22 protein-coding genes are annotated in these 25678 nt (G+C 68.0%); 12 read left to right on the forward strand and 10 right to left on the reverse strand.

The window, feature by feature from the left end:
• Positions 1-7 precede the first annotated feature (7 nt).
• Both MLG87_RS04145 and MLG87_RS04150 read left to right on the forward strand, forming a co-directional pair.
• Complete coding sequence (locus MLG87_RS04145; RefSeq protein WP_243293942.1) at positions 8-997, forward strand: cation diffusion facilitator family transporter; 990 nt, start codon at positions 8-10, stop codon at positions 995-997.
• Between the two features lie 38 nt (positions 998-1035).
• Entirely contained in the window at positions 1036-2508 is a 1473-nt protein-coding gene (locus tag MLG87_RS04150; protein WP_243293943.1) for a helicase HerA-like domain-containing protein, read from the forward strand.
• Here the strand turns inward: MLG87_RS04150 and dusB are convergent, their stop codons facing one another.
• The 6 genes from dusB to MLG87_RS04180 all read right to left on the reverse strand — a co-directional run bounded on the left by dusB (position 2509) and on the right by MLG87_RS04180 (position 9351).
• Positions 2509-3534: a tRNA dihydrouridine synthase DusB gene (gene dusB / locus MLG87_RS04155; RefSeq protein ID WP_341848573.1), complete on the reverse strand. Its 1026-nt coding sequence runs from the start codon at positions 3532-3534 to the stop codon at positions 2509-2511.
• Positions 3535-3774: 240 nt separating this feature from the next.
• Positions 3775-4827 (reverse strand): medium chain dehydrogenase/reductase family protein, encoded by a 1053-nt coding sequence (locus tag MLG87_RS04160; protein ID WP_243293945.1) that lies wholly within the window; start codon positions 4825-4827, stop codon positions 3775-3777.
• A 559-nt stretch (positions 4828-5386) separates the two neighbouring features.
• Entirely contained in the window at positions 5387-6649 is a 1263-nt protein-coding gene (rho, locus tag MLG87_RS04165) for a transcription termination factor Rho (RefSeq protein ID WP_243294560.1), read from the reverse strand.
• 97 nt (positions 6650-6746) lie between these two features.
• Positions 6747-7583 carry an alpha/beta fold hydrolase gene (locus tag MLG87_RS04170; RefSeq protein WP_243293946.1) on the reverse strand — a complete coding sequence of 279 codons (837 nt, stop codon included), beginning with the start codon at positions 7581-7583 and terminating at the stop codon, positions 6747-6749.
• Between the two features lie 229 nt (positions 7584-7812).
• On the reverse strand, positions 7813-8286 hold the full coding sequence (locus tag MLG87_RS04175; RefSeq protein WP_243293947.1) for a SixA phosphatase family protein: 474 nt from the start codon (positions 8284-8286) through the stop codon (positions 7813-7815).
• 9 nt (positions 8287-8295) lie between these two features.
• Positions 8296-9351: an acyl-CoA thioesterase gene (locus tag MLG87_RS04180; RefSeq protein WP_243293948.1), complete on the reverse strand. Its 1056-nt coding sequence runs from the start codon at positions 9349-9351 to the stop codon at positions 8296-8298.
• A 140-nt stretch (positions 9352-9491) separates the two neighbouring features.
• Here MLG87_RS04180 and MLG87_RS04185 point away from each other — a divergent pair, with 140 nt between their 5' ends.
• The gene (locus MLG87_RS04185; RefSeq protein ID WP_243293949.1) at positions 9492-11123 is read left to right on the forward strand and encodes a DEAD/DEAH box helicase; all 1632 of its coding nucleotides are present in this window, start codon (positions 9492-9494) and stop codon (positions 11121-11123) included.
• A 76-nt stretch (positions 11124-11199) separates the two neighbouring features.
• On the opposite strand, the gene MLG87_RS04190 is transcribed toward MLG87_RS04185, so the two are convergent.
• Positions 11200-13710 carry a penicillin-binding protein 1A gene (locus tag MLG87_RS04190; RefSeq protein ID WP_243293950.1) on the reverse strand — a complete coding sequence of 837 codons (2511 nt, stop codon included), beginning with the start codon at positions 13708-13710 and terminating at the stop codon, positions 11200-11202.
• Between MLG87_RS04190 and MLG87_RS04195 the strand changes: the two genes are divergently transcribed.
• The 6 genes from MLG87_RS04195 to MLG87_RS04220 all read left to right on the forward strand — a co-directional run bounded on the left by MLG87_RS04195 (position 13709) and on the right by MLG87_RS04220 (position 20837).
• Positions 13709-14587 (forward strand): NAD(+)/NADH kinase, encoded by an 879-nt coding sequence (locus MLG87_RS04195; protein ID WP_243293951.1) that lies wholly within the window; start codon positions 13709-13711, stop codon positions 14585-14587. The two genes, MLG87_RS04190 and MLG87_RS04195, sit on opposite strands and share 2 nt — an antisense overlap.
• A gap of 159 nt (positions 14588-14746) precedes the next feature.
• Positions 14747-16147 carry a 3-methyl-2-oxobutanoate dehydrogenase subunit VorB gene (gene vorB / locus MLG87_RS04200; protein ID WP_243293952.1) on the forward strand — a complete coding sequence of 467 codons (1401 nt, stop codon included), beginning with the start codon at positions 14747-14749 and terminating at the stop codon, positions 16145-16147.
• Complete coding sequence (locus tag MLG87_RS04205) at positions 16144-17574, forward strand: 2-oxoacid:acceptor oxidoreductase family protein (protein ID WP_243293953.1); 1431 nt, start codon at positions 16144-16146, stop codon at positions 17572-17574. The genes vorB and MLG87_RS04205 overlap by 4 nt, the downstream gene beginning before the upstream one ends.
• 23 nt (positions 17575-17597) lie before the next feature.
• A complete protein-coding gene (locus MLG87_RS04210) occupies positions 17598-17861 on the forward strand; it encodes a hypothetical protein (protein WP_243287844.1) in 264 nt (87 codons plus the stop codon).
• 50 nt (positions 17862-17911) lie between these two features.
• Positions 17912-18448 carry a hypothetical protein gene (locus tag MLG87_RS04215; protein ID WP_243293954.1) on the forward strand — a complete coding sequence of 179 codons (537 nt, stop codon included), beginning with the start codon at positions 17912-17914 and terminating at the stop codon, positions 18446-18448.
• 313 nt (positions 18449-18761) lie between these two features.
• Positions 18762-20837, forward strand: coding sequence for a bifunctional metallophosphatase/5'-nucleotidase (locus tag MLG87_RS04220; protein ID WP_243293955.1), 2076 nt, complete (start codon positions 18762-18764; stop codon positions 20835-20837).
• 82 nt (positions 20838-20919) lie between these two features.
• Here the strand turns inward: MLG87_RS04220 and truB are convergent, their stop codons facing one another.
• Complete coding sequence (gene truB, locus MLG87_RS04225; RefSeq protein WP_243293956.1) at positions 20920-21819, reverse strand: tRNA pseudouridine(55) synthase TruB; 900 nt, start codon at positions 21817-21819, stop codon at positions 20920-20922.
• Positions 21820-22212 carry a 30S ribosome-binding factor RbfA gene (gene rbfA / locus MLG87_RS04230; protein ID WP_243293957.1) on the reverse strand — a complete coding sequence of 131 codons (393 nt, stop codon included), beginning with the start codon at positions 22210-22212 and terminating at the stop codon, positions 21820-21822.
• Between the two features lie 52 nt (positions 22213-22264).
• Between rbfA and MLG87_RS04235 the strand changes: the two genes are divergently transcribed.
• Complete coding sequence (locus MLG87_RS04235) at positions 22265-23005, forward strand: class I SAM-dependent methyltransferase (protein ID WP_243293958.1); 741 nt, start codon at positions 22265-22267, stop codon at positions 23003-23005.
• Between the two features lie 53 nt (positions 23006-23058).
• Positions 23059-24255 carry a phosphoglycerate kinase gene (locus MLG87_RS04240; RefSeq protein WP_243293959.1) on the forward strand — a complete coding sequence of 399 codons (1197 nt, stop codon included), beginning with the start codon at positions 23059-23061 and terminating at the stop codon, positions 24253-24255.
• Here the strand turns inward: MLG87_RS04240 and MLG87_RS04245 are convergent.
• The gene (locus MLG87_RS04245) at positions 24246-24755 is read right to left on the reverse strand and encodes a DUF3224 domain-containing protein (RefSeq protein ID WP_243293960.1); all 510 of its coding nucleotides are present in this window, start codon (positions 24753-24755) and stop codon (positions 24246-24248) included. The two genes, MLG87_RS04240 and MLG87_RS04245, sit on opposite strands and share 10 nt — an antisense overlap.
• Before the next feature lie 92 nt (positions 24756-24847).
• Here MLG87_RS04245 and MLG87_RS04250 point away from each other — a divergent pair, with 92 nt between their 5' ends.
• Positions 24848-25657: a helix-turn-helix domain-containing protein gene (locus MLG87_RS04250; RefSeq protein ID WP_243293961.1), complete on the forward strand. Its 810-nt coding sequence runs from the start codon at positions 24848-24850 to the stop codon at positions 25655-25657.
• Positions 25658-25678 lie beyond the last annotated feature (21 nt).

Below are 25678 nucleotides of genomic sequence, written 5' to 3' on the forward strand. Positions count from 1 at the left end.
AGCTGCCATGTCCGCCGAACACCTCGAACAGCGTTCACGAGTCCGCGTTGCCCTCCTGTCCATCACGGCGGGCGTGGCCGTCCTGGGGCTGAAGTACCTGTCCTTCATCCTGTCGGGCTCGGTGGCCCTGAAATCCGACGCCATCGAGAGCGTCGTGAACGTGGTGGCCGCCGTCTTCGCTCTGGGGGCCGTGGTCTTCGCCGGCAAACCCGCGGACAAGGAACACCCCTATGGCCACGGCAAGATCGAGCACTTCAGCGCGGCCTTCGAGGGCGGCCTCATCTCCCTGGCTGCAGCCTTCATCCTCTTCGAGGCCGTCCACGGGCTCATCCACGGAGTGGAACTGAAGAACCTGGGACTGGGCCTGGCCGTGAACCTGGCTGCCGGCGCCCTCAACGGCCTGCTGGGCTGGTACCTGCTCTCTCAGGGGCGCAAGACGCGGTCGAAGGCCTTGGAAGCCGACGGGCACCACATCCTGTCGGACTTCTGGACCACCGTGGGCATCGTCGCCGGCCTGCTGGCCGTGAAGTTCACCGGCATCAAGTGGCTCGACCCCGTCATGGCCATGATCGTGGGCCTGCTGCTGGCCCGCACGGGCTTCCGCCTGGTGAAGGAATCCTCCCAGGCCCTGCTGGACATGGAGGACCCCGAGGTGCTGGCCCGGGTACTCGCCTCGATGAACCGGGTGCGGACCTGGGACATCATTGCCGTTCACGAGATGCGCACCTTCCGCTCGGGCCGGTACACCCACGTGGACGTGCACATGGTGGTGCCCGAGTACTACCCCGTGCGGCAGGCACACGACCTCTGCGAAGGCTTCGGCAAGCGTGCGCTGGAAGGGGCCGACATCGAAGGCGAAGTGCACACGCATGTGGATCCCTGCGGCCGCCTGTACTGCGAGCGCTGCCCGGCAGAGGCCTGCGCCATCCGACGCGCCCCCCATACCGGCGATGCAGCTTTCGGCTTGGAGGAGGCCACGGCCGCCGGGCCAGCCTGAGCCGTTAGACTCTTCTCCATCATCATCACGAGGCCCCCATGTCCGAGCCCCTCCTGATCGCCAAAGGCGCGTCCAACCTCGCCCTGCTGCCCCGCATGGCCAACCGCCATGGCCTGGTGGCCGGAGCCACGGGCACGGGCAAGACCGTGACTCTGCGCACCATGGCCGAGCGGTTCTCGGCCATCGGCGTGCCCGTCTTCCTGGCGGACGTGAAGGGCGACCTGCCCGGCATCTGCAAGCCCGGCGGGGACAACCCCAAGGTAGCCGAGCGGGTGGACCAGCTGAAGCTGGAAGGCTTCGAGTACCAGGGCTATCCCGTGGCCTTCTGGGACCTCTACGGCGAGCAGGGCCACCCCGTTCGCACTACGGTCAGCGACATGGGCCCCCTGCTCTTCGCGCGGCTGCTGAACCTCAACGACACCCAGGGTGGCGTGCTGAACCTGGTGTTCAAGATCGCCGACGACAACGGCCTGCTGCTGCTGGACCTCAAGGACCTGCGCAGCATGCTCCAGTTCGTGGGTGACCACGCCGCCGAGTTCAAGACCCAGTACGGCAATGTCTCCGCCGCCAGCATCGGCGCCATCCAGCGGGGCCTGCTGGAGCTGGAGAGCCAGGGCGGCGAGGTCTTCTTCGGCGAGCCCGCGCTCGACCTCGACGACCTCATCCAGACGGACGCCAAGGGCCGGGGTGTCATCAACATCCTGGCGGCGGACAAGCTCATCAACGCCCCCAAGCTCTACGCCACCTTCCTGTTGTGGCTGCTGTCGGAGCTCTTCGAGCGCCTGCCCGAGGTGGGCGATCCCGAGAAGCCCAAGCTGGCCTTCTTCTTCGACGAGGCCCACCTGCTCTTCAACGACGCGCCCGATGCCCTGCTGGACAAGATCGAGCAGGTGGTGCGCCTGGTGCGCTCCAAGGGCGTGGGCGTCTACTTCGTGAGCCAGAACCCCCTGGACATCCCCGAGAAGGTGCTGGGCCAGCTGGGCAACCGCGTCCAGCACGCCCTGCGCGCCTTCACGCCGCGCGACCAGAAGGCCGTGAAGGCCGCCGCCGAGACCTTCCGCGCCAACCCGGACCTGGATGTGGCGACCGCCATCACTGAGCTGGGCGTTGGCGAGGCCCTGGTGTCCCTGCTGGACGAGAAGGGCCGCCCCGGCATCGTGGAGCGGGCCTTCGTGTGCCCGCCCCAGAGCCAGCTGTCGCCCATCACGCCCCAGGAGCGCCAACAGGTGATCAAGGCCTCCGTCCTCGCCGGCCACTACGAGCAGGCCGTGGACCGGGAGAGCGCCTTCGAGAAGCTCAAGGCCCGCGCCGAGCAGGCCATGCAGCAGGAGGCCGCCGAGGCCCAGGCCAAGGCGGAGGCGAGGGCCAGCAAGGAACCCGCCCGCCGCAGCGACACCCTGATCGAGTCCTTCGGCAAGAGCGTCTTCCGTGCCGCCGGCAGCGCCATCGGCCGCCAGATCATCCGCGGCGTCATGGGCTCCATCTTCGGCGGCGGCGGCCGCAGGCGCTGATCAGGCCGCTGGATGCCTCAGGGCGTCGATGGCGGCCATGAGGGCCTGGGGGTCGCTGGCGGCGTGGAGGTTCTGGCGGAAGCCGTGGCCGCCGGGCACGCCCTTGGTGAACCAGGCGCCGATCTTCTTGATCTTGTGCAGGGCCTCGCGGGGCTCCAGCAGGTCCAGCAGGATCTGGAAGAACCGCAGGGTGGCGTCGATGCGCATGTCCGTGGTCACGATGAAATCCGGTTCCAGGATCTGCCGGAAGAGGAACGGGTTGTAGAGCGCGCCGCGCCCGATCATCACGGCGGCACAGCCGGTCTCTTCCACCATCCGGAAGGCGTCCTCCCGCGCGTTCACATCCCCGTTGCCGATGATCGGATACGAGGTGCCCGCCTCCACGGCCCGGGCGATGATGCTCCAGTCGGCGTGGCCCTCGTACTGCTGGGCCCGGGTGCGAGGGTGGATGGCCAGGGCCTGCACACCCGCGGCCTCGAACATGCGCAGGAAGTCCAGGAACTCCCCCCGCTCCTTCTGGGATGCATCCCAGCCCGCCCGCATCTTCACCGTCACGGGCACCTTCACGGCCTTCACCATCGCTGTGACGCAGCGCTCCGCCAGGCGGATGTCCTTGAGCAGCGCCGAGCCCGCCCCGCCCTTGGTGACATTGCTGGCGGGGCAGCCCATGTTCAGGTCCACCAGGTCCGCTCCGGCCGCCTCGCAGAGCGCCGCGCCCTCCGCCAGGGCCTCGGGCCGCCCGCCGGAGATCTGCATGGAGAGCGGCCGCTCGCCGGTGGCGGCCATCATCCGTTCTGCCTTCACCGCATGCCGGATCAGCGCCTCGCTGCTGATCATCTCGGAGACCGTGAGGCCCACCCCGCCGACCTCGCGGATGAACTTCCGGAAGGGCTGGTCTGTGATCTCGTGCAGCGGCGCCATCACGAGGCGGTTCGGCACCTCGACCGGCCCGATCCGGAACGGGCTGTGAGGAAACTCACCCGAGATCACACCAGCCCCCTGGCAGCCCGCGATCGGACGCCCCACCGGGGCGTCCTCCCACTCGCTTGGACCTCCGGTCCCGCGCTCGCGGAGCGGGACCCCCGGTCTGTGATCTCGTGCAGCGGCGCCATCACGAGGCGGTTCGGCACCTCGACATCGCGGATGTGAAAAGGGGCATGGGGGAAGGTCATGGTGCGTCCGACCTTCCAGTGTAGCGGGGGCGCCGAATCCAGCCTGCGGCCAAATTCAGAGCCAGGGGCTTCGCCCCCGGGAAGGTGTCCCCTCCTACGCCCTTGTTTCGCCGCAGACCAGGACGATCTTCCCGATCACCCCGCCCTTCCCCAGCAGCTCCTGGGCCTCCCTCGCGGCGGTGAGCGGCAGCCGCTGGGCGACCAGCGGCTTGATCTTCTGCTGCTGGAGCAGGTCCAGCAGGGTGATGAGGTCCTGGCGGAACAGGGCCGGTCGCAGCCGTTTGAGCGTCTGGATGCTGTAGGGGACCACCCGCCTCCGGCCCGGGAGGACCCAGCCCCCGAGGATGTAGAGCACGTAGATGGGGAGTCCATGAAGCCGGTTGCGACGGCCGGCGCGACCGGCACCCAGGCCCTCCCCGCGCAGGGTCGTGGTGTTGCCGTAGCCCACCACCTTCCCCCCGGGCCGCAAGGCTCCTCGGGATTGCCAGAGGTGGGCGCCCCCGAAGGGATCGAAGACGGCGTCCACACCGTCGCCCGTGAGGCGCCGGATCTCGGCCACGACATCCTGGAGCTGGTAGTCGATGGGGGTGGCGCCCAGCTCGGACACGGCCGGAGCGGAGCGCGGTGAGCAGGTTCCGTACAGCTCCAGCCCGGCCAGGCGACCGAGTTGCAGAAGCGCCGTTCCCACGCCGCCGGCCGCACCATGAATCAGCGCACGCTGGCCCGGCTTGACCTTGGCGGAACGATGAAGCATCTGGTAGGCCGTGATGTAGTTGAGGATGAGGCTCACGGCTTCCGCGGGGTCCAGCCCGGTAGGCACGGGGACGAGCTCGCGTTGCGGCAGGCAGATGAACTCCGCGTAGGCGCCATGGATCGGCATCGCGGCCACCACCTGGCCCGGCGCGAACCCGGAGGCCCCCGGGCCGGGGAGGTCCACCACGCCGACCAGGTCCCAGCCCGGCGTGTAGGGCACCGAGGGCGTTTCGGGGTGGATGCCCTCGCGCGCCATGATGTCGGGCATGGCGACCCCTGCAGCCAGCACCTTCACCCGCACTTCGCCGGCTTGTGGCTCGGGGCACGCCTCTTCGATCACCTGGAGCGCCTCAGGCCCGCCGTAGCGGGAGACAACGACTCGCTTGTGTCTCATGGGCTCGCCTCCTCTTTCGTGGATCCCACGCAACGTGGGCACGACGAAACGCCGGACTGCCTGATGCGACCGCGAATGGAAGCGCTGGAACCTGTGATGGGAAAGACGTGCGAGGCGGAGGAAGCTTCCAGCCGCTATCCCCGGGATCATCTCCCTGACTACTTCTGCATGATATCCGGCCCATCGACGCTCCAGGTTGGCGCTGCCTTTGCAACGCCAACTTGGGCATCGCGCGGCGCTAGCGCTCGCGACTCACATCCAGCCCCACCCATGCCTGATAGCCGCCCCATCGACGCCTCCAGCCTGACGCTGCCTTAGCAGCGTCAGGCTCGGCGTCGCGCGGCGCTAGCGCTCGCGACTCACATCCAGCCCCATCCGTGCCTGATAGCCGCCCCATCGACGCCTCCGGCCTGGCGCTGCCTTAGCAGCGTCAGGCTGGGCGTCGCGCGTCGCTAGCGCTCGCGACTCACATCCAGCCCCATCCGTGCCTGGTAGCCGCCCCATCGACGCCTCCAGCCTGACGCTGCCCTAGCAGCGTCAGGCTGGGCGTCGCGCGGCGCTAGCGCCGCGGGGCCGGCTCCTGGAGGTTCGCCAGGAACTCGTCGTTGGTCTTGGCCTTGCCGAGGCGGTCGACGAGCAGTTCCATGCTCTCGCTGGGGCCGCTGGCACTGAGGATCTTGCGGAGCACCCAGATCTTGGCCAGCTTGGCGGCGTCGATGAGCAGGTCCTCCTTGCGAGTGCCGGACTTCTGGATGTCCATGGCCGGGAAGATGCGCTTGTCACTGAGCTTGCGGTCCAGCACGATCTCGCTGTTGCCGGTGCCCTTGAACTCCTCGAAGATCACGTCGTCCATTCTCGAGCCGGTCTCGATGAGCGCGGTGGCGATGATGGTGAGGCTCCCGCCGACCTCGATGTTGCGGGCGGCGCCGAAGAAGCGCTTGGGGCGCTGGAGGGCGTTGCTGTCCACGCCGCCGGAGAGCACCTTGCCGCTGGGGGGCACCACGGTGTTGTAGGCCCGGCCCAGGCGCGTGATGGAGTCCAGCAGGATCACGACATCCTTCTTGTGCTCGACCAGGCGCTTGGCCTTCTCGATGACCATCTCCGCCACCTGGACGTGGCGAGTGGCGGGCTCGTCGAAGGTGCTGGAGACCACCTCGCCCTTCACGCTGCGCTCCATGTCCGTCACTTCCTCGGGGCGCTCGTCGATGAGCAGCACGATGAGGAAGACCTCCGGGTGGTTGGCGGTGATGGAGTTGGCGATGTTCTGGAGCAGCACGGTCTTGCCCGTGCGCGGCGGGGCCACGATGAGGGCGCGCTGGCCCTTGCCGAGGGGCGTCATCAGGTCCATGACGCGGGTGCTGATCTCCTGGGCGTCCCGCTCCATACGCAGGTGGTGCTTCGGGTAGAGCGGCACGAGGTCATCGAAGTGGGCGCGGTCCTTGGCCACCATGGGCGGATCGAAGTTCACGGCGTCCACCCGCAGCATGGCGAAGAACTTCTCGCCTTCCTTGGGCGCGCGGATCATGCCGGAGAGCGTGTCGCCGGTGCGCAGGTTGAACTTCCGGATCTGGCTGGGCGAGATGTAGATGTCCTCGGGACCCGCCAGGTAGTTCTGGTCGGGACTGCGCAGGAAGCCGAAGCCCTCGGGCAGGACCTCCAGCACGCCCTCGGCGAAGAACTGTCCCTCGCGCTCGGCCTGGGCCTGGAGCACCCGGAACACCAGCTCCTGCTTGCGCATGGCGAGCGGATTCTCGATCTGCAGGTCCTTCGCCAGTTCGGCGAGCTTGCCGATGGAGAGTTCCTTGAGCTCTTGCAAGCTCAGGACGGCCGGGGACTGAGAAGGGGTGGCCATAGGTCACCTCAGGGGCAGGGCGAGTCGGAAGTGGCTCGGGGAAGGATGTATGGTAGGCCAGTTTCCTCTATCGGCCAAACCCGGCATCGACTTTATCCATGAAGTTCCGAATCCTGGCCACGAATCCTTTGGGGTCCTCGACGGGGTAGGCGTGTCCGATACCTGGCACGACCTCGAAGCGGCTGCCGGAAATGCGCCGGGCCGTCTCCAGGCATTTCCAAGGAGGAGTGAGGAGGTCCTCCGCACCGGAGAGCACCAGGACTGGATCTTGGATGAGACTCAGGCGCTCGCGGAGGTCCCAACCCAGGATCCCCCGGATCTGGTGCAGGTTGCCATGCATGGGCTTCCCGGCGCCGCCGGTCACAACCTGGTGGTAGGCCCGCAGGACGCCGTGCCGGGCCTCCAGGAACGTGTCGCCCCAGAGGAAGGGCGCCACGGCGTCGAACTGCATGAGCGGCCCGCCCACCTCCAGGCAGCGGGCCCAATGCTCCGCTTTCAGGGCCATGGCGAAGTCGATGCGGGGCATGGCGCTGGTGAGCACCGCCCCGGCGAAGGCTCCGGAGTGGCTGGTGAGCAGCTCCAGGCTCATGGCGCTTCCGTTGGAGAGGCCCACCAGCCAGGGCCGTTCCACGCCCAGGACCCCGAACAGGTCCCAGGCGTCCGCGGCCAGCTGGGCTGTGGGATAGGGCCCCTCGACAGGTGCGTCTGACTTCCCCTGTCCCCGGCTGTCGAAGGTGAGGACGCGGTAGCGGTCCGTCAGGCCCGGCAACACGCCGGCCCACATGGTGGTATCCGACAGCAGGCCGTTCAGCAGCACCACCCAGGGACTCTGTGGATTCCCCTGTACGCGGTAGTGGAGCTTTACACCCGAAGGAAGCGTCGCGAAGGTCGGAACGGGCCTCATATCTGCGCCTTGCTGTGTGAGCCCTGACTACCCCCCGATCGCGCAGGACGCCGAGTCCTGCGCTCCCGCTCCTCGCTGCGCTCGATCGCGGAGGGGGCCCCGTCCCACATGGCGGTATCCGACAGCAGGCCGTTCAGCAGCACCACCCAGGGACTCTGTGGATTCCCCTGTACGCGGTAGTGGAGCTTTACACCCGAAGGAAGCGTCGCGAAGGTCGGCTGGGTCCGCATCAGCCCCTCAGTTCCGAAGGCTGGTACTGCGCCTCGAAGCGCCAGGCGCCGTCCTCCCAGCGGATGACAGTGCAGCTGGCCTTCTTCACCTCGAGGCTGCGGCCCGTGAGGTGGAAGATCAGTTCGCCCAGGAACGGCTGGTGGCTGACGAGGGCCAGCGTGCCGCCCTGCATTTCGGCCGCCAGCCCGCGCAACCAGAGGTCGGCCTGCGGGGGGCCACTCTCCGGCAGGATCAGCAGGGAGGTCTCCATGGGGAAGACCCCGGCGGCTTCCTGGAGGCAGGCCATGGTCTCCATGGCGCGCCGATAGGGACTGCTGAATCCCCTGGTGGGGCGGTGGCCGCGGGTCACGAGCCCCTTCATGGCCGCGCGGGTTCTGGTCCAGCCTTCCCGGGTCAGGGCCCGGTCCGCATCGCGCTGGCCAGGCCGGGCATCCTCCGCGATGCCATGACGGATGAGCAGGATCGAAGTCATGCCCTGATCTTACCGCCCCCGCGACGCCTTCCACGCCAGGCGCGCCTCGCGGCGCCGATGGGCCGCAAGGTAGCGGGCGTCTTCCGCATAGGTGGTGGGATAGATCGGCGGCACCGGCTGCGGGCGCATCTCCTCGTCCACATTCGCGAAGGTGAACACGCAGCTGTTCGAAAGGTTCGTCTGGGTCCGATCGCGACTCACCCGGATGATGTCCGTCTCCACGCAGACGCTGGTGCTGCCCGAATAGACGGCCCGGCTGAGGAACTGCAGCGTGTCTCCCATGCGCACGGGCTGGACGAAGTTGATCCGGTTCACGGCCACGATGACGGGCCGGTGCGGCGCCACGTGTTCCGCGCAGATGGTCGATTGGCCGAAAGCCTCGCGGATGAGGTGCCCTCCGAAGATCTTGGTGGGGACATTCTCATGCTCGGGATAGGTGCGCTCCCAGCCGCTGGTGACACAGTCCGACATCATCAGGCCGCTGAAACCGGGCGCCTCCTGGGCCGCATGCAGCGACGCCAGCAAGTCGTACTCCTCGCGGGTGGGCGGCTGCTCGGCCTGGTGCAGCTGTTGGCGGTAGCCATCCCGCCGGGCGATGGCACGCTCCCAGCGTCGCACCGCCAGGGTATCGGCAGGTTCGAAGGTGGGCAGGACCAGGCTCTCGGCGCTGGCCCCCGTGGTGCTTCGGGCCACCATGGTGAAGTAACAGGAGGCGATGTGGGTGGCGGCCAGGCCCTCCTCTTCCGGGTGTTCGACCCGGATTCCCACCTCCAGGCTGGTCCGCCCCACGAAGTTCACCCGGGCCCGGAACACCAGGTCCCGGTTCACGTCCGCGGCGTTGCGCACGAAGATGTTGTCGATGGCCGCCGTCACCACCCGGGCCTGGGGATGGGTGCGGCGCACGTAGGCGAGGGCGCACTCCTCCGCCACCTTGTCGAGCACCTCCAGGATCATCCCGAAACGCACGTTGGCCGGGACGTCCTCGTTGTGCAGCTTGTATCGCCGCCGAAGGGACGGATCAGCACCGAGCGGGACGGTGAGGATGAGGTCTTCGGGACCAGCCATGGGTCATTATCCCAAAACTTGTCACCACAAATTCGCAATATTCCTTGGAAATTCATGCATTTCGTGGGAACCTTTTCGTTTGGGCCCCTCCCGGCTGGCGCTGTCTGCCATCTTCTGCGGGAACAGCCCCGGGAGACATCGTGAACGACCTGACCTTCGCAGCCCTCGGCTGCAGCGAAGCTTTGCTGGCCGCCCTGGCCAAGCGCGGCTTCGAGACCCCCATGCCCGTGCAGGCCCAGACCTTCAAGCCGGGCCTCGAAGGGCGCGACCTGCTGGTGCAGAGCCGCACCGGCTCCGGCAAGACCCTGGCCTTCGGCCTGCCCCTGCTGCACCGGCTCTCGGACGAGCGCCATCCCCAGGCCCTCATCCTCGCGCCCACGCGCGAACTCGCCCAGCAGGTGGGCGCCGAGCTGCACAGCCTCGTGCCCAAGCTGCCCATCGCCTCCCTCGTCGGCGGGGTGAGCTACACGCCCCAGCTGCGGGCCCTCAGCATGGGCGCTCCCGTGGTGGTGGGTACGCCGGGCCGCGTGATGGATCACCTGGAGCGCGGCACGCTGGACTTGGGTCGCGTCAGCATGATCGTCCTCGACGAGTGCGACGAGATGCTCAACATGGGCTTCCTGGAGGACGTGGAGACCATCCTGGCCAAGGTGCCCGCGGGCCCCCAGACCTACCTGTTCTCGGCCACCCTGCCCGCCCCCATCGCCAAGCTCGCCAAGCGTTTCCTCAAGGATCCCGTCCAGATCCAGCTGGCGGAGGCCGGCGAGCAGGCCAGCCACGCCGACATCGCGCACACGCCCGTGCTCGTGCCCGACCATCACCAGGTCCGCGCCCTCGTGAACCTGCTACTGAAGGACGAGCCCAGCGCCGCGCTCATCTTCACCAAGACCAAGGCCCAGACCGAGGAAGTCGCCGAAGAGCTGACCGTCTCGGGCCTGCCCGCGGCCTTCCTGCACGGCGACCTGGCCCAGGCGACCCGCACCCGCATCCTCGGCCAGTTCAAGGACGGCAAGCTGCGCTACCTCGTGGCCACGGACGTGGCGGCGCGGGGCCTCGACATCGGCGGCCTTCCGCTGGTCGTGCACGTGGGCATCCCCACCCAGCTGGAAAGCTACATCCACCGCAGCGGCCGCACGGGCCGCGCCGGTGCGAAGGGCACCAGCCTCGCCCTCGTGAACTGGAAGGAGAGCCGCATCCTGCTGGCCTGGGGCCGCCGTGGCGGGCTCAAGCTGGACTGGCGCGCCGTGCCCACGCCCGCGGAGATCCGGGAGGCCCAGGCCGCCAAGCTCCTGGACGGCATCCAGGGCGCCGCCAGCGCCGCCCTGCTCGCCCAGGCCACCCAGCTGCTGAAGGACGCCGATCCCGTGCGCCTCGTCGCCGGCCTGCTGGGGCTGGTCCAGGCCGAGAAGTCGGCGGGATTCGAGCTGCCGAACGAGCCTGAGAAGAAGACCAAGCCCCGCTTCGACACCCCCCGCGAGCGCAAGGAGGGTGGTCCCCGCCCCCAGCGCAGCTACGCTGAACGCGCTGCGGCGCGTGGGACGGAACGCGCCGCCTATGGCGAAGGCCCCCGCCCCGATTCAGCCTTCTCCAAGACCCGCCCCGATGGCAGCTTCAAGCCGCGCCGCGAGTTCGACGAGAAGCCGCGCCCCTATCAGAAGCCCAAGCCGGAGGCTGACACCCGCCCGCGCCGCACCTGGGAGGAGCGCCCCGCCCCCAAGGACACACCCCGCCCCTGGAAGACCGCCCCTGCGAAGGCGTGGAAGAAGAAGTAGCCTTGTATCCTCCTATCTCCAAAACAACAAAGGGCGCCGATTGGCGCCCTTTGTTCTGGAGCGGGTGAACCACGGATCACCCGTTCGGATCCGTCGCGTTGAGATCCACGGGCTTGGGTTCCTCGACCTTGGCGGGCTGGCCCCAGACACGGTTCTCCATGGGCTGGACCGCCGCCTTGTCCCGGGCCTCCTTCACTTTCTGGATGGCCTCGGCGTCGCTGCCGGACTTGGGCACGGTGCCGGGCTTGAAGGCCAGGTGGAGCACCTTGTCGGCGGTGGCGGAGGTCGCCAGCAGGCCCGTGTAACGGTCGATGTCCGCCCACTCCATCCCTTCGGGCGTCTGGAAGTCCTCTTTGGGTGTGGTGGGCAGGGCCGCCTTCATGAAATCGACCCAGATGGGCAGCGCCACCTTGGCGCCATCCGCCCCCCGGAAGATGGTCTTCTTCTCGTCCAGACCCACCCACACGCCGCACACCACGCGCGTGGAGAAGCCCAGGAACCAGGCGTCCGTGTGATCGTCGGTGGTGCCGGTCTTGCCGGCTACGGGCCAGTTCAGTTCGTTGCTCTTGGCGCCGGTGCCGCTGGTGGCCACGCCCTGCAGGCACTGGATGAGCTGGTAGGTGCTCTGCGCGTCCAGCACCTGCTCCGTGGCCGCGCCGCCGTGGGTCTCCAGGACCCGGCCGTTCCGGTCCACCACCTTCTTGATGAAGAAGGGCGGCGGCGCCTGGAGGCCGCCGTTGGCGATGGTGGCGTAGCCGCGCACCATCTCCTTCAGCGTCAGGTCGGCGGAGCCGAGGGCCATGCTGGGATAGGGGGGGATGCTGCTGGTGATGCCGCACTTGCGGGCGAAATCGATGACGTTGAGGACGCCCGTCTCCTCCAGGGTGCGGACGGCGGGCACGTTCCGGGAATCGCGGAGAGCCTCCCAGATGGGAATGGGGCCCCAGAAATTCCGTTCGTAGTTCTTGGGTTCGTAGGGCTTCACGCCGCCGCGCAGGGGCTTGTATTCCGAAGTTCCGTCGGGGAGGGTGACGGTCATGTAGTCCACTGTGTTGACGAAGCGCGTGGGCACATCCAGGACCATGCTGGCGGGCGTCTTGCCCGCCGTGAACGCCGCGCCGTAGACGAAGGCCTTCATGGTGGATCCCACCTGGCGCTGCGCCTGCATGGCCCGGTTGAACTTGGAGCGGTTGAAGTCGTAGCCGCCCACCATCGCGCGGATCTCGCCTGTCTTCGGGTCCAGCGCCATCAAGGCGCCTTCCACCTGGGGCTCCTGGTCCAGTTCCAGGGTCTTCGGCGTGCCGTCATCCGCGGCCTTCACCAGGAAGAGCGGCGCGGCTCCGCGGGGTAGCAGCTTCTGGGGGTCCTTGCCGATCCAGGCGAAGGCGCTGTCGGGAACCTCGAGGGTGGTCTTGCCGATGCGCACCTGGGCCTTGCCGCCCTTCCAGGCGAGAATCACGCCCCGGACGTTGTCGCCGGCCTCGAAGTAGCGCTTCCAGCCGTTGAGCTGCGTCGTGTCGGGATCCGTCACGAACTGTACGGCGTCCTTCCGGAACCCGCGACGGCGATCCACCGCCTTCAGGCCGTTCCGCACGGCCTCGTTGGCGGCTTCCTGCCAGTAGCTGTCCACGGTGGTGGTCACCTCCAGGCCGCCGTTCAGGACCTGCTCGCGACCGTACTTCTCGTAGAGATACTTGCGGACCTCCTCCACGACATAGGGGGCCACGGCCTCCTCGTGGGCATTCTCGCGGGCCAGGCGGATGGGCTTGTCCATCAGCAGGCTCGCTTCCTGGGCCTTGAGGTAGTCCTCCTTCACCATCCGGAGCAGCACGTGGTTGCGCCGGGCCTTGGCGGCGGCGCGGGCCTTGGGATCGGGATTGTAGGGGTTGTACCAGTTGGGATTCTGCACCAGCCCCGCCAGCAGCGCGCACTCCTCGACGTTGAGCTGGGGGGCGCTCTTGCCGAAGTAGAACTCCGCCGCCGCCTCGATGCCGTAGCGCCCGCCGCCGAAGTACACCTCGTTGGCGTACATCTCCATGATCTGCTTCTTGGAGTACGCCTTCTCGAGCTTGCGGGCGAGGATGATCTCCTTCAGCTTGCGGTCCAGCCGCTTCTGGCGCTTGGCGGTGACCGTGCGGATGAGCTGCATGGTCAGCGTGGAGGCGCCCTCCCGCCGGCGGCCGAAGCTGGTGATGAAGTTCACGCCCGAGCGCATGATGCCCCGGGCGGAGACGCCGCTGTGGCTCCAGAAATCCGAGTCCTCGGTGGCCACGAGCGCGTTCACGAAGGCTTTGGGGATGTCGCCGTAGGGGATCACCACCCGGTGCTCCTCGGCGAAGATGCCGATGACGTTGCCGTCGTGATCCAGGACCTTGGTGATGGTCTTGGGCACGCGCAGGGCGAACAGCGTGAGGAAGCTGTCCGCGTCCCGCGAAAGCACGGACCAGGACACCGCCAGGGTGGCCGCGCCGGCCACTGCCAGGGCCAGGAAGGCCCACAGGGCGCGCCCGATCCAGCGCCGGGCGGGGGATGAGTGGGATGCCTGGTTCGAAGCCATGGGACAAGGATAGCGGTAGAGTGTTGCCATGCCCCAGCGATTGATCCTCGTGGCCAAGGCCAAGTCTCCGCACCTGGTGTCCACCTTGCGCGAGGCGCTCCCGCCGTTCCTCAATCGGGGCTGGGTCGTCAAGGGCGAGCCTGCCCTGGCCGAGGCCTGGGCCCAGGCCAGCCTGCCGCCCGCGAAGCTGGCCCTGGATCCGGATCTCGGCACGGCGGATCCCGTCGCGGACCTCTGCCTGGTGCTCGGCGGCGATGGCACCCTGCTCCATGCGGCCCGCCGCGTGGGCATGCGGGGCACCCCCATCCTGGGCATCAACCTCGGCTCCCTGGGCTTCCTCACGGCCCATCCCGTATCCGAAGCCGCCGCCACCGTGCAGGCCTTCCTGGCGGGAACCCTGGCGACCGACCGACGGCCGACGCTGGAGGTGGAGCTCTGGCGGGAGGACCGTCAGATGGTCCGGCAGACGGTGCTGAACGATGCGGTGGTGGCCAAGGGCGCTCTGGCCCGCATCATGGATATGCACCTGCGGGTCGGCAACGAGGATGCCGGTCCCATCAAGGCCGACGGCCTCATCGTGGCGACGCCCACGGGATCCACCGCCTACGCGCTGTCCGCAGGGGGGCCCATATTACATCCCAGTCTGGAGGCCTTCGTCGTGGCCCCCATCTGCCCGCATACCCTGACGCTACGTCCGTCCGTGGTGCCCGCCTCGCGCCCCATCAGCATCACCTTGGAAGAAGCCGAGGACGCCCACCTGACCCTGGACGGCCAGGTGGGGCACCGGCTGTTCCCCGGCGATGAGGTGCGGCTCCGCCAGGCCCAGACCCGCATCACCCTCCTCCAGCGCCCCGGCCTGGACTTCTTCGCCCTGCTCCAGCAGAAGCTGCACTGGGGGGATCGGTAGGGGACGAGCGGTCTGCCCCCACAGACCGCTCTGTCTGCACACCATTCCTGACCTTTCGGTCGGTGGCGGTCTGCGCCGGAGCCCGCTTGTGACCACGCGCACACGGGGTGGGCATGACACTTCCCCGTGGTAGGACCTGCGTCCCTGCATGGAGTTCCCATGGCCCTCAAAGAACGACCGAAACCCTTCCTGCTGCCGGAGTACTGCAAGGGCTGCGGCCGGTGTCTCGACGCCTGCGCCAAGGACTGCATCCACCTCAGCGACCAGATCAACCCCCTGACGGGCCTGGTCCCCGTGGAGCTGGACCTGACGAACTGCAACGCCTGCGGCCTCTGCATGGACGCCTGCCCTGAGCCCTACGGCCTGCGGCCCGCCCATGAGGGCGAGATCCAGGACTTCGAGCTGGAGGATCCCGCCAAGCTCTTTGGCGTGAAGCCCAGCGACGCGCCCGAACCCCATGACGTCCCCAACGAGGTCCTGCCCCTGCCCCGCACGGAGCCCCTGGTCATCAAGGGCACCTACGCCTCGGCCCTGGGCGCCCTGCTGGCGGGCTGCCGCCACGTCTACGGGTACCCCATCACCCCCTCCACCGAGGGCGCCGAGCTGATGGCCAAGTTCCTGCCCAAGCTGGACGGCACCTTCATCCAGGCCGTCAGCGAAGTGGCCACCGTGAACATGATGTACGGCACCGCCGGCGCGGGGCTGCCCACCATGACCTTCACCTCCTCGCCGGGCTTCAGCCTGATGCTGGAGGGCGTGTCCTACATGATCGGCGCGGAGCTGCCGGGCGTCTTCGTGGACGTCATGCGCGGCGGGCCGGGCCTCGGCAACATCGCCCCCGAGCAGTCCGACATCAAGCTGGCCTGCCACGGCCTCGGCCATGGCAACACCCAGGCCATCACCCTGGCGCCCTCCACGCCCCAGGAGATGCTCGACCTGACCATGCTGGCCTTCGAGCTGAGCTTCAAGTACCGCAACCCCGTCATCCTCCTCGGGGACGGCTACCTGGGCCAGATGACCGGCAAGGTGCAGCTGCCCGAGACCATGATCAAGCCCGGCATCCCCAAGTGGGCGGTCTTCGGCGACGCCATGCACCGGAAGAACGTCATCACGTCGATCTTCCTCACTGAGTCGGACCTCGAGGCCCACAACGTCCACCTGAACGCCAAGTACGAGGCCATGCAGGTGGAGGCCCGCGCCGAGTCCTTCCTCTGCGACGACGCCGAGGTGGTGCTCATCGCCTGCAACACCCCGGCCCGCACCGCCAAGGGCGCGGTCCAGGAGCTGCGGCACCAGGGCATCAAGGCCGGCCTCTTCCGGCCCATCACCCTCTGGCCCTTCCCCGTGGAAGAGCTGAAGGCCGCCATCCAGGGCGCCCAGCGCCTCGTGGTGGTGGAGGCCAGCGCCGGGCAGCTGGAGGACGAGATCCGCCTCGCCCTCAGCAAGGCCGGCGTGAACCAGTTCCCCGAAATCGAATCCGTGCGCCGCATGGGCGGCGTCCTGCCCCAGCAGAGCGAAATCATGACCCGGGTCCTGGGTCGGAAGGAGGTGCTCGCATGAGCAAGGCCAGCGTCTTCTACGACAAGTTCGAGCGCCACTCCCACGGCGAGGGCCTGAAGGGCCACGCCACCCACTACTGCCCTGGCTGCGGCCACGGCCTGGCCCACAAGTACCTGGCCGAGGCCATCGACGAGCTGGGCATCCAGGACCGCACGGTGGCCGTGAGCCCGGTCGGCTGCTCCGTGTTCCTCTACTACTACTTCGATGTGGGCAACACCCAGGCCGCCCACGGCCGCGCACCGGTGGTGGCCCTGGGCCACAAGTTCGCCAACCCCGAGAGCGTGGTGGTGAGCTACCAGGGCGACGGCGACCTGGCCTCCATCGGCCTCGCCGAGACGGTGGCCACGGCCCAGCTCGGCGCCCCCATCACCGTCATCTTCATCAACAACGCCATCTACGGCATGACCGGTGGCCAGATGGCCCCCACCACGCTGATGGGCCAGCAGAGCAGCACCAGCCCCTCAGGCCGCAACGAGTACAACGGCCAGCCCCTCAAGATGGCCGAGCTCATCGCCGGTCTCGACGGCCCCGTCTACGTGGAGCGCGTGGCCCTCTACGACGCCAAGCAGCGCATCAAGGCCAAGAAGGCCATCCATAAGGCCATGAAGCTGCAGGTGGAAGGCCGCGGGTATTCCTTCATCGAAGTGCTGGCCGAGTGCCCCACCCACCTGAAGATGAACCCCGAGGACACGGAGAAGTGGGTCAAGGAGTGCATGGAGCCCGTCTATCCGCTGGGCGTGAAGAAGGACCTCACGGTCGATCCCTGGTTCAAGCGGAACGCCCCCTGCTTCAAGGGCGAGAAGATCCTCAGCCTGGCCGGGGCCACCTCCGAGCACCCCGAGCGCTTCTGCAAGGGTTTCCCCACGCACCTGGCCCCCAATGACATCTCGCTGAAGCTCGCCGGCTCCGGCGGCGACGGCGCCCAGACCGCGGCCATGCTCATCGCCCGGGCCGCCATCAGCGAAGGCTTCGACGCCACCCACATCCCCAGCTATGGCCCCGAGAGCCGCGGCGGCACGTCCTACGCCGACGTCCACGTGGCCGAGGACGAGGTGCTGAACCCCGGATCTCCCGATCCCCAGGTGCTCATCGCCTTCAATGCCCCCAGCCTCGCCAAGTTCGGGCCCACCGTCCGCAAGGGCGGCTTCGTGATCTACGACAGCTCCGTGGTGACCGACGCCCCCGTGCTGGATCCCAGCATCAGGATGTTCCCCGTGCCCTTCACCGGCATCGCCACCGACCTGGGCAAGGCCGTGGTGAAGAACATCGTGGCCCTGGGCGCCCTCCAGGCCGCCACGAACATCTTCCCCAAGGACACCCTGCTCGGCGCGATCCGCACGGCCCTGAAGGATAAGTGCGCCCTGATCCCCCTCAACGAAGAAGCCTTCGCCTGGGGCATCAAGTCGGTGGAAGCGCTCGACAAATAGGCCCGCAATCCCAGGAGGCAGCCATGACGGACATCGCCATCCAGACCACCCTCAACGCCGAGGAATGGAAGATCGTCATGGCCCTCCGGGAGATCCCGGACAGCCCGCTCCGCGCCAAGGTCTCCGGCCTCCTGGCCGAGCTGGCGCGGTTCATCCAGCAGCCCCGCTGCCTGGGCATGCAGAGCGACGGTTTCCCCTGCGGGAGCCCCCACACCAGCTGCGAGGAATGCCAGCACATGCTGAACGTCCTCGACGATCTGGCGGGCAGGATCCCGGTCCAGGGCTGAAGACCTTCCGAGGTGGGTTAAGCTGGAGCTCCATCCACCTCGAGGACACCATGACCAAGCTCGTCCGGGCGCTGGCCTGCCTGATCGGAACCGCAGCCGTGGTCCAGGCGCAAGGCGCGCCCTCGGACCCCTGGGCCCCCGTCCGCTTCCTGGTGGGGGAATGGCAGGGCGCCATCACGGGAGACCAGGGGACGGGCACGGCCACGCGCCGCTACCGCTTCATCCTGAGCGGCCAGTTCCTCCAGGAGCGGAGCATGGCCAGCTTCCCGCCCCAGCCCCTGCATCCGGACGGCACGGTGGCCAGCCACGCCAGCTTCCTGGCCTACGACACCGCCCGGAAGGTCCTGGTGTTCCGCCTCCTCCGCCAGGAGGCGTTCAGCGGCACCTTCGTCCTCTCTCCGGCCCAGAGCCAGTCCACCAAGCTGGTCTTCGAAAGCGTGCAGCTGGACAGCGCCGCCACCTCGAAGGCCCGGGAAACCCTCGAACAGATCTCCCCCGAGGCCTATGTGGAGACCTTCGAGGTCGCCGAGGCGGGAAAGCCGTTCTCGGTTCGGAGCCGAATCCAATTCAAGCGGCGTCAGCCCTAGCCGGCGGTCCTCTTCAGGACCTGATGTTTAATCTGTATTTTCATATTCGAGACATGACAAACAGCGGCATTTGACGGCGAGTCTTGGAAAAGGACTTGCAGGACATCATCGGGTCCGCATATTTCCATCTGCGCCACCGCCTCTGCTCTGCTCCGCCGACAAGGCCCGGCCTTCGAACCGACGCCAGGCCCCTTCCCCAGGGTGGCGCGATCTGAACTTTCCACAGGGCCCCCGGGCCGGTTCGCCTGCGACCTGCGGGCCGGAGGGGTTCTGTCCCTGCGTTTCTTCCACCCCATCTCCAGGAGGCATTGCCATGCGCAAGCAACTGCTGTCCTCCCTGCTGGCCCTGGCCGCCGCGATACCGTTCATCACCTGCGGTGGCCGGTTCGGCGTCGACAAGGAAGGCAACCGCACCCTCGTCCTGCTCCACACCACGGATGAGCATTCCCGCCTGCTGGGCGTGGGCCCCGAGGTCGACGGCTACCCGGCCCTCGGCAAATCCCCGCAAGGGAAACTGGTGGGGGGCATCGCCCGGCGCGCTTCCATCCTCGCCGCGGAGCGGAAGCGCGCGGAGGTGCTGCAAGAGAGCAGCCTGACCTTCTCCTCCGGCGACAACCTCATGGGCACCCTGTTCCAGGCGGCATCCACCTCGGCCTCGCCGGACTACCGGGCTCTCAAGGCCCTGGGCTATGACGCCACCACCCTGGGCAACCACGAATTCGACGCGGGCCCTGCCTACCTGGCGGGCGCCCTCTATGCGGCCCAGGCCCAGGGCGGCCTCGTCCCCGTCATCGCCAGCAACATCCACTTCTCCGGGGAGGCCTCCGCACCCGACGCCGCCTTGGCCAGCCTCTACGATCCCACCGGCCAGGACGCCACCAAGCCCATCCGGCCCTACCTGGTGATCCGGGCCACCAACGGCCTGAAGGTCGGCATCCTGGGCGCGCTGGGGGCCATCCCGGCCGCCACCGCCCCCCTCAAGGCCCCCGTCTCGTTCACCGTGCCGGAAGACCCCGACCAGGAACTGCAGACCCGGGTAGATGAGCTCCGGAACACCGAGAAGGTGGATGTGGTGGTCCTGCTGGCCCACGCTGGAACGGAACCTGACACCCCCGAGCTGGGCGAGAGCTACCAGATCGCCCGGAACATCGCGGGCATCGACGTGATCCTGAGCGGCCACACCCATGTGACCACCCCGCCCTTCCTGGTGGCCAACGTGACCACCGGGAAGAACGTGATCGTGGTGGAACCCGGCTGGAACGGGGAGGCTGTGGAGCGGCTCGTCCTCAAGGTCAGGCAGGACGGGACCATCCAGATGGATGCGGACCAGACCACCCTGATCCCCGTGGATGACCGCACCCCCGCGGATCCCAAGATGAGGTACCTGGTGGATGAAGCCATCCAGGCCCTCGAAACCCCCGAGGAATGGACCGGAGCCGGCCAGTCCATGCTCGAACGGACCCTCAGCGACATCGAGGGCTCGCCCGTGGTGAACGATCCGAAGACAACCGGCGACCTGTTCTTCCGGAAGCTGGGCGCCACCACCTTCGAGCTGAAGACCAGGCCCCGCAAAGAGACCGGCATGCTCCGGCTCGCGGCCGATTCGATCCTCGCCGAGGCCGAGGCCTCCGGCGGGCCCACCCACGTGAGCCTCACCTCCTACGGCAACGTCCGGGACGGCATCCACCTGGGCTACAGCGGCACCATCGCGATGTCCGACGCCTTCCGGGTCTACCCCATGGGGCTGGGTCCCGATGCCCTGGGGCACTACACCCCAGGCTACGGATTGGTGCGCGTGGCCATCCCCGCCATCGAGCTGAAGGCCATCCTCGAGGTGACCGCCACCTACCCCTTCGTGTCTCTGAATGGCGCGGACCAGTACGTGCTGCCCTCGGGCGTTTCCTTCACCTTCGACACGTCCCGGCCAGTCTTCGATCCGGCGGACCCGGGCAATCCCGCCAAGGGAAGGGTCACCCGCATCGCCTTCGCCACCGACCATACGGCTCTGGACACCTACGACTTCCCGATCTTCGACTTCACCTATTCGCCAGTCGGTTGGCTGGATGCGACCTATCCCTACATGCCGGTGGTCGTGGCGACGGACGTGTATCTGGCCCTGATGGCCCAGACCCTGGGGCTCGCCTACTGGCTGCCGGACGCCACGGCGGCGGATTTCGCCGGCGGGACCAAGCTGGTGACGAACATCGGCCAGGTGATGCTCTTCCGGTCCGCGGACGGCTCCTCGATCAAGGCCTACGAGGCCTTCGCGAAGTACGTGCGCGCCCAGTGCCAGGCCAATGGCGGCGTTCTCCCCTCCCGCTACGATGATCTGTCGACCGAGGGAGCGGCCCCCAGGCGGGCCATCGGCACCGGCCCTGGCACAGAGTGACCTTTCCGTTCGAAGCCACCCGTCAGGATTGATCACGACGACCGCAGGAGAATCTTTCTCCCGCGGTCGTCGCCGATGAGGCCTACAACCCGCCCCGCAGGTTCGCGAAGGTGCGGAGACCCCCGTCATCAGAAGGCCTCAGGAGGGCGACCAGGCGATCTGCATGCAGGGCCCGCAGGGGCGCGCAGGGATCTGGGAAACCTTCGGGCATGGGCCAGGTCGCCGGCGTTGTCTCCCCGGCCGGAATGACCCGGCCGTGGGCCAGGTGATCCGCCTCCACGTCGGACAGCAGGCGCGACGGGCACCAGGGCAGCAGATCCTGGCCCGTGATCAGCTGCTCCCGGCCTTCGTCGGGATCCATCCAGGGGCCGATGGCCGTGCGGCGCAGTGCCGTCAGGTGGGCGCCGCAACCCAGGGCGCGGCCCAGATCCCGGGCCAGGCTGCGCACGTAGAAGCCCCCGCGGCAGGTGAGCTCCAGGGTGCTCCGCCGCGGCAGGTCGTGGGCGGTCCAGCGGGCGGAGAGCAGGAAGACGCGGCTGGGGCGCATGACCACGTCTTCGCCCCGATGCGCCTTCTTGTAGGCCGATTCACCGTCGATCTTCTTGGCGCTGGTGGCGGGGGGCACCTGGTCCGTCCAGCCCAGGAAGGGCGCCAGGGCGGCATCCAGCGCCGCCGCCGTCAGGTGCGCGGCCGGAGCCTCCGACACGGGCTTCCCGTGCAGATCGCAGGTGTCCGTCTCGAGGCCCCAGGTCACTTCCGCGACATAGGTCTTGGGCAGGGGATGCATCAGCTCCATGAGCCGCGTGGCCTGGCCCGCCAGCACCAGCAGCAGCCCGTCCGCGAAGGGATCCAGCGTGCCGCCGTGACCCAGGGCCAGCTTCTTCTGCCCAGCCTCGAAGGCCCGGTGCTTGAAGCCCCGGATCACGTCAAAGCTGCTCTGGCCCACGGCCTTGTGGACGAGGTGGATGCCCGGCTCCACCATTCAGGCGTCTTCCGCTTCCGGATCCACAGGCCGGGCCGCCCGCTCTTTCTCGATCTCCGCCAGCAGGGTCTCCATGTGGTTCCCTTCTTCCAGCGTGCCATCCGGGAAGAACCGCAGCTCGGGCACCCGCCGCATCTTGAGGCGGGATGCCAGCTGGCTTCGGAGGAAGCCTGCGGCCCGGCCCAGGGCCTTGCGGGTGAGGGCGTCCTGAGCCTCCTGGTCGCCGCCGTTGGGGGGCAGAACGGTGAAATACACCTTGGCTACGCTGCGGTCCGGCGAAAGCCGCACGGCGGTGAGGGTGAGGAATCCGAGTTCCGGGTCGCGGAGCTCGCGCTGGATGAGGTTCGACAGCAGGAAATGGATCTGGTCTTCGAGGCGTTCGGGGCGTTGCATGGGCTTCCTTCCGCCCCCATTCTACCGGGCTCGGAGGTGTTAGCCTTCCTCGATGGCCGACTGGTTCGAAACCTGGTTCGACGAGGACTATGCCCTGCTCTACGCGCACCGGGACGCGGAGGAGGCCAGTTTGGCCGTGGCCCTGGCCCTGCGCGAGGCCCCAGAACTGGCAGTGGGCCCGGTGCTGGACCTGGGCTGCGGCGCGGGCCGTCACCTGGAGGTCCTGCGGCGGACCAACCCCCAAGCATTCGGCATGGATCTCTCCGCCGCCCTGCTCCGCCGGGCTGTTGCGGAGCTTCGCCCCTGGCTCCTCCGCGGCGACATGCGCGCCCTGCCGGTGAAGGACAGATCCCTCTCCGGCGCCTGCCTCTGGTTCACCCCCTTCGGCTACTTCTCCGATGCCCAGAACCGGGCGCTGATGCTGGATCTCGGGCGTGTCCTCCGCCCTGGCGGCGCACTCCTCATGGACTACCTCAACGCGGGGCTGGTGGCGCGCGAGCTGGTGCCCGAGGACACGCTGGAACGCTCGGGTGTGCGGGTCCAGAGCCGCCGCGCCATCGAGGGTGGCCGCATCGTGAAGCGCATGACCCTCACGCAAGTGGACACGGGAGAGACCCGCCAAGTCCTGGAGAGCGTGCGCCTCTACCAGCCCACCGACATCGAGGCCCTGGCCGCCGACGCCGGGCTGCGGCTGCGGACCGTGAAGGGCACCTACGCCGGGGGTCCCTTCACCGAGGACAGCCCCCGCTGGATCGGCATCTTCGAGAAGCTTCCGACAGCTGACAGCCGATAGCTGACAACCGCATCTTCCGTCAGAATGGATCTTTCCAAGAGCAAGGAGCAGCCATGGGCTTCCAGTCGGTGCGGGATCTCAATGTGAAGGGCCATCGCGTCTTCCTGCGGGCGGACCTCAACGTGCCGCTCAAGGAAGGCCGCATCACGGACGCCACCCGCATCCGGGAGACTCTGCCCACGCTGAAGTGCCTGCTGGACGGCGGCGCCTCCGTGGTGCTGGCCTCGCACCTGGGCCGCCCCGAGGGCAAGGGCTTCGAGGCCGCGTTCAGCGCTGCGCCCGTGGCGGCCTGGCTGAAAGAGCAGGGTTTCGATTGCCGCCTGGCCAGCTACGTGAACGGCGAGGCCGTGGAGGCCGAGGCCTCGGCCCTGAAGCCCGGCCAGGTGCTGCTCCTGGAGAACCTCCGCTTCGAAAAGGGCGAGACCAAGAACAAGGAGGACTTCGCCGCCAGCCTGGCGAAGCTGGCGGACACCTACGTGAACGATGCCTTCGGCGCGGCCCACCGGGCCCACGCCTCCGTCAGCGGCATGGTCCAGCACTTCCCCAAGGATCGCGTGGCCGCAGGCTTCCTCATGGAGAAGGAGCTGAAGGCCCTGGGCAAGGTCACGGAGAACCCGGACAAGCCCCTCGTGGTGATCTTCGGCGGCGCCAAGGTCAGCGACAAGATCGAGCTCATCCAGAACTTCCTGGGTCGGGCCGACGCCATCCTCATCGGTGGCGCCATGAGCTACACCTTCCTCAAGGCCCAGGGCTTCCAGATCGGCAAGAGCCTCTGCGAGGAGGACAAGCTGGAGCTGGCCCTGGACCTGCTGAAGCAGGCCGAGGCCAAGGGCACGCGCCTGCTGCTGCCCCTGGACCACGTGACGGCCGCCGAGTTCAAGGAGGACGCCGACTGCGCCATCACCGTGGACCAGAACATCCCCGCGGACCGCATGGCCCTCGACATCGGCCCCGAGACCGTGGCCGCCTACGCCGCCGAGATCCGTGCCGCCAAGACCCTGCTCTGGAACGGTCCCATGGGCGTCTTCGAGATGGCCTCGTACGCGGCCGGCACCCTCAGCGTGGCCGAGGAGCTGGCGGAGGCCGCGGACAAGGGCGCCTTCGTGCTCGTGGGCGGTGGCGATAGCGTGGCCGCCGTGAACAAGGCCGGCGTGGCCACCCGCATGAGCCATGTCTCCACGGGTGGCGGCGCGAGCCTGGAGTTCCTCAGCGGTCTGGAACTGCCGGGGGTCGCGGCCCTTCAGCGCTGAGGGGTGGACGCGGCGTCGGGCAGCGAGTACTCCAACGTGTAGGTGTGCCGGCCGCCCTCGATGAGGATCGTCATTCTCCCCGCCAGCCCTTTCAGATCCCCGGTACCGGAGTCCGGCACCACCATCACCACCCATTCGCCGGGTACCCCGCGGCTCATCACGGCGAAGTGCTGGAGAAGGAAGCTGCCGCTTCGGCCATGGAGCGTCCCGCGCACCTGCTCGATAGCCGTGTAGCCCGCGGAACCCTGGACCTCCGTTCCGGCCGCCAGCATCTCTCCCTGGCTGGCCGCCTCCAGATCGCCCTTGAACCGCTTGTCGATGGACATCCGGCCCGGCGACCAAACGCCTTCCCGCGCCCCTTCCGTGAGAGGCACCAGTTTCACGTCGAAGGATCCTGTCGCAAGGGCCGTCATGCGGGTCTCCTTTGGGTGAATGGCCGGGGCCTGGGGGTCGAGGCAGAAGAGCAGGGCAAGGCACGTTTGGATCAGGGGAATGGACATGGCGACTCCGGTCGCTGGGGCTGATCCCAGACTCGACCCGCCTGTGACGACAGTATTGTAGAAACGCGACAGGTGCTGGGAGAGGGTTCGGCATGGCGAAGCCGGTGGTGTGGCGACCGAAGGGCGTGGTGGATGCCGAGGCGATCCGCCGGGAATCCCCGGCCGGCCGCTTTCTTCCTGAGGGACCCCTGGCCGGGTTCGTGGAGCACTTCTGGACCGTCTCCTGGGATCTGCGCGGGCGGCCGCCCCTGACTCGGGAAACTCTTCCCCACCCTTCGATGCACCTGGTGATCGAAGCCGGCCGTTCCGGCCTCGCGGGCGTCCACACGGGGCGCTTCAGCCGCCTCTTGGAGGGCCGGGGCTGGGTGCTCGGAATCAAGTTCCTTCCAGGCTGTTTCCGGCCGTTCTGGGACCGGCCGGTGGACGAACTCACGGATCAGGTGCTTCCCCTGGGAAGGGCCTTCGGCGCCCCCGGCGAAGCCCTCGAAGCCTCCGTGTTGCGCTGTGCCGGGGATGAGAATGCGGCGATCTCGCTCGTCGAGGCCTTTCTTCTCGAGCGCCTTCCCGAACCCGATGCCAAGGCCGCGCTGGCTCGAAGCATCGTGGCCCGAATCCGGGAGGATCGCGAGCTGACCCAGGCGGAGGCTGTGGCCCGGGAAGCCGGGCTGAGCCTCCGGTCGCTTCAGCGGCTCTTCCAGGACTACGTCGGCGTCAGCCCCAAATGGGTGATCCAGCGGTACCGCCTCCATGAAGCCATGGAGCAGCTGGAGGCGGATCAGGCGGCAGATCTCCCGGCCCTCGCCCTGGCGCTTGGCTACTTCGATCAGGCCCACTTCACCAAGGCCTTCAAGACCTACCTGGGCAGGACCCCCGCCGTGTATGCGAAGGGCCCGGAAGGCTGATAGCCTCCAGGTTTACCCCAT

It is taken from the genome of Geothrix mesophila, from assembly GCF_022808835.1.
Classification (GTDB): Bacteria; Acidobacteriota; Holophagae; order Holophagales; family Holophagaceae; genus Geothrix; species Geothrix paludis.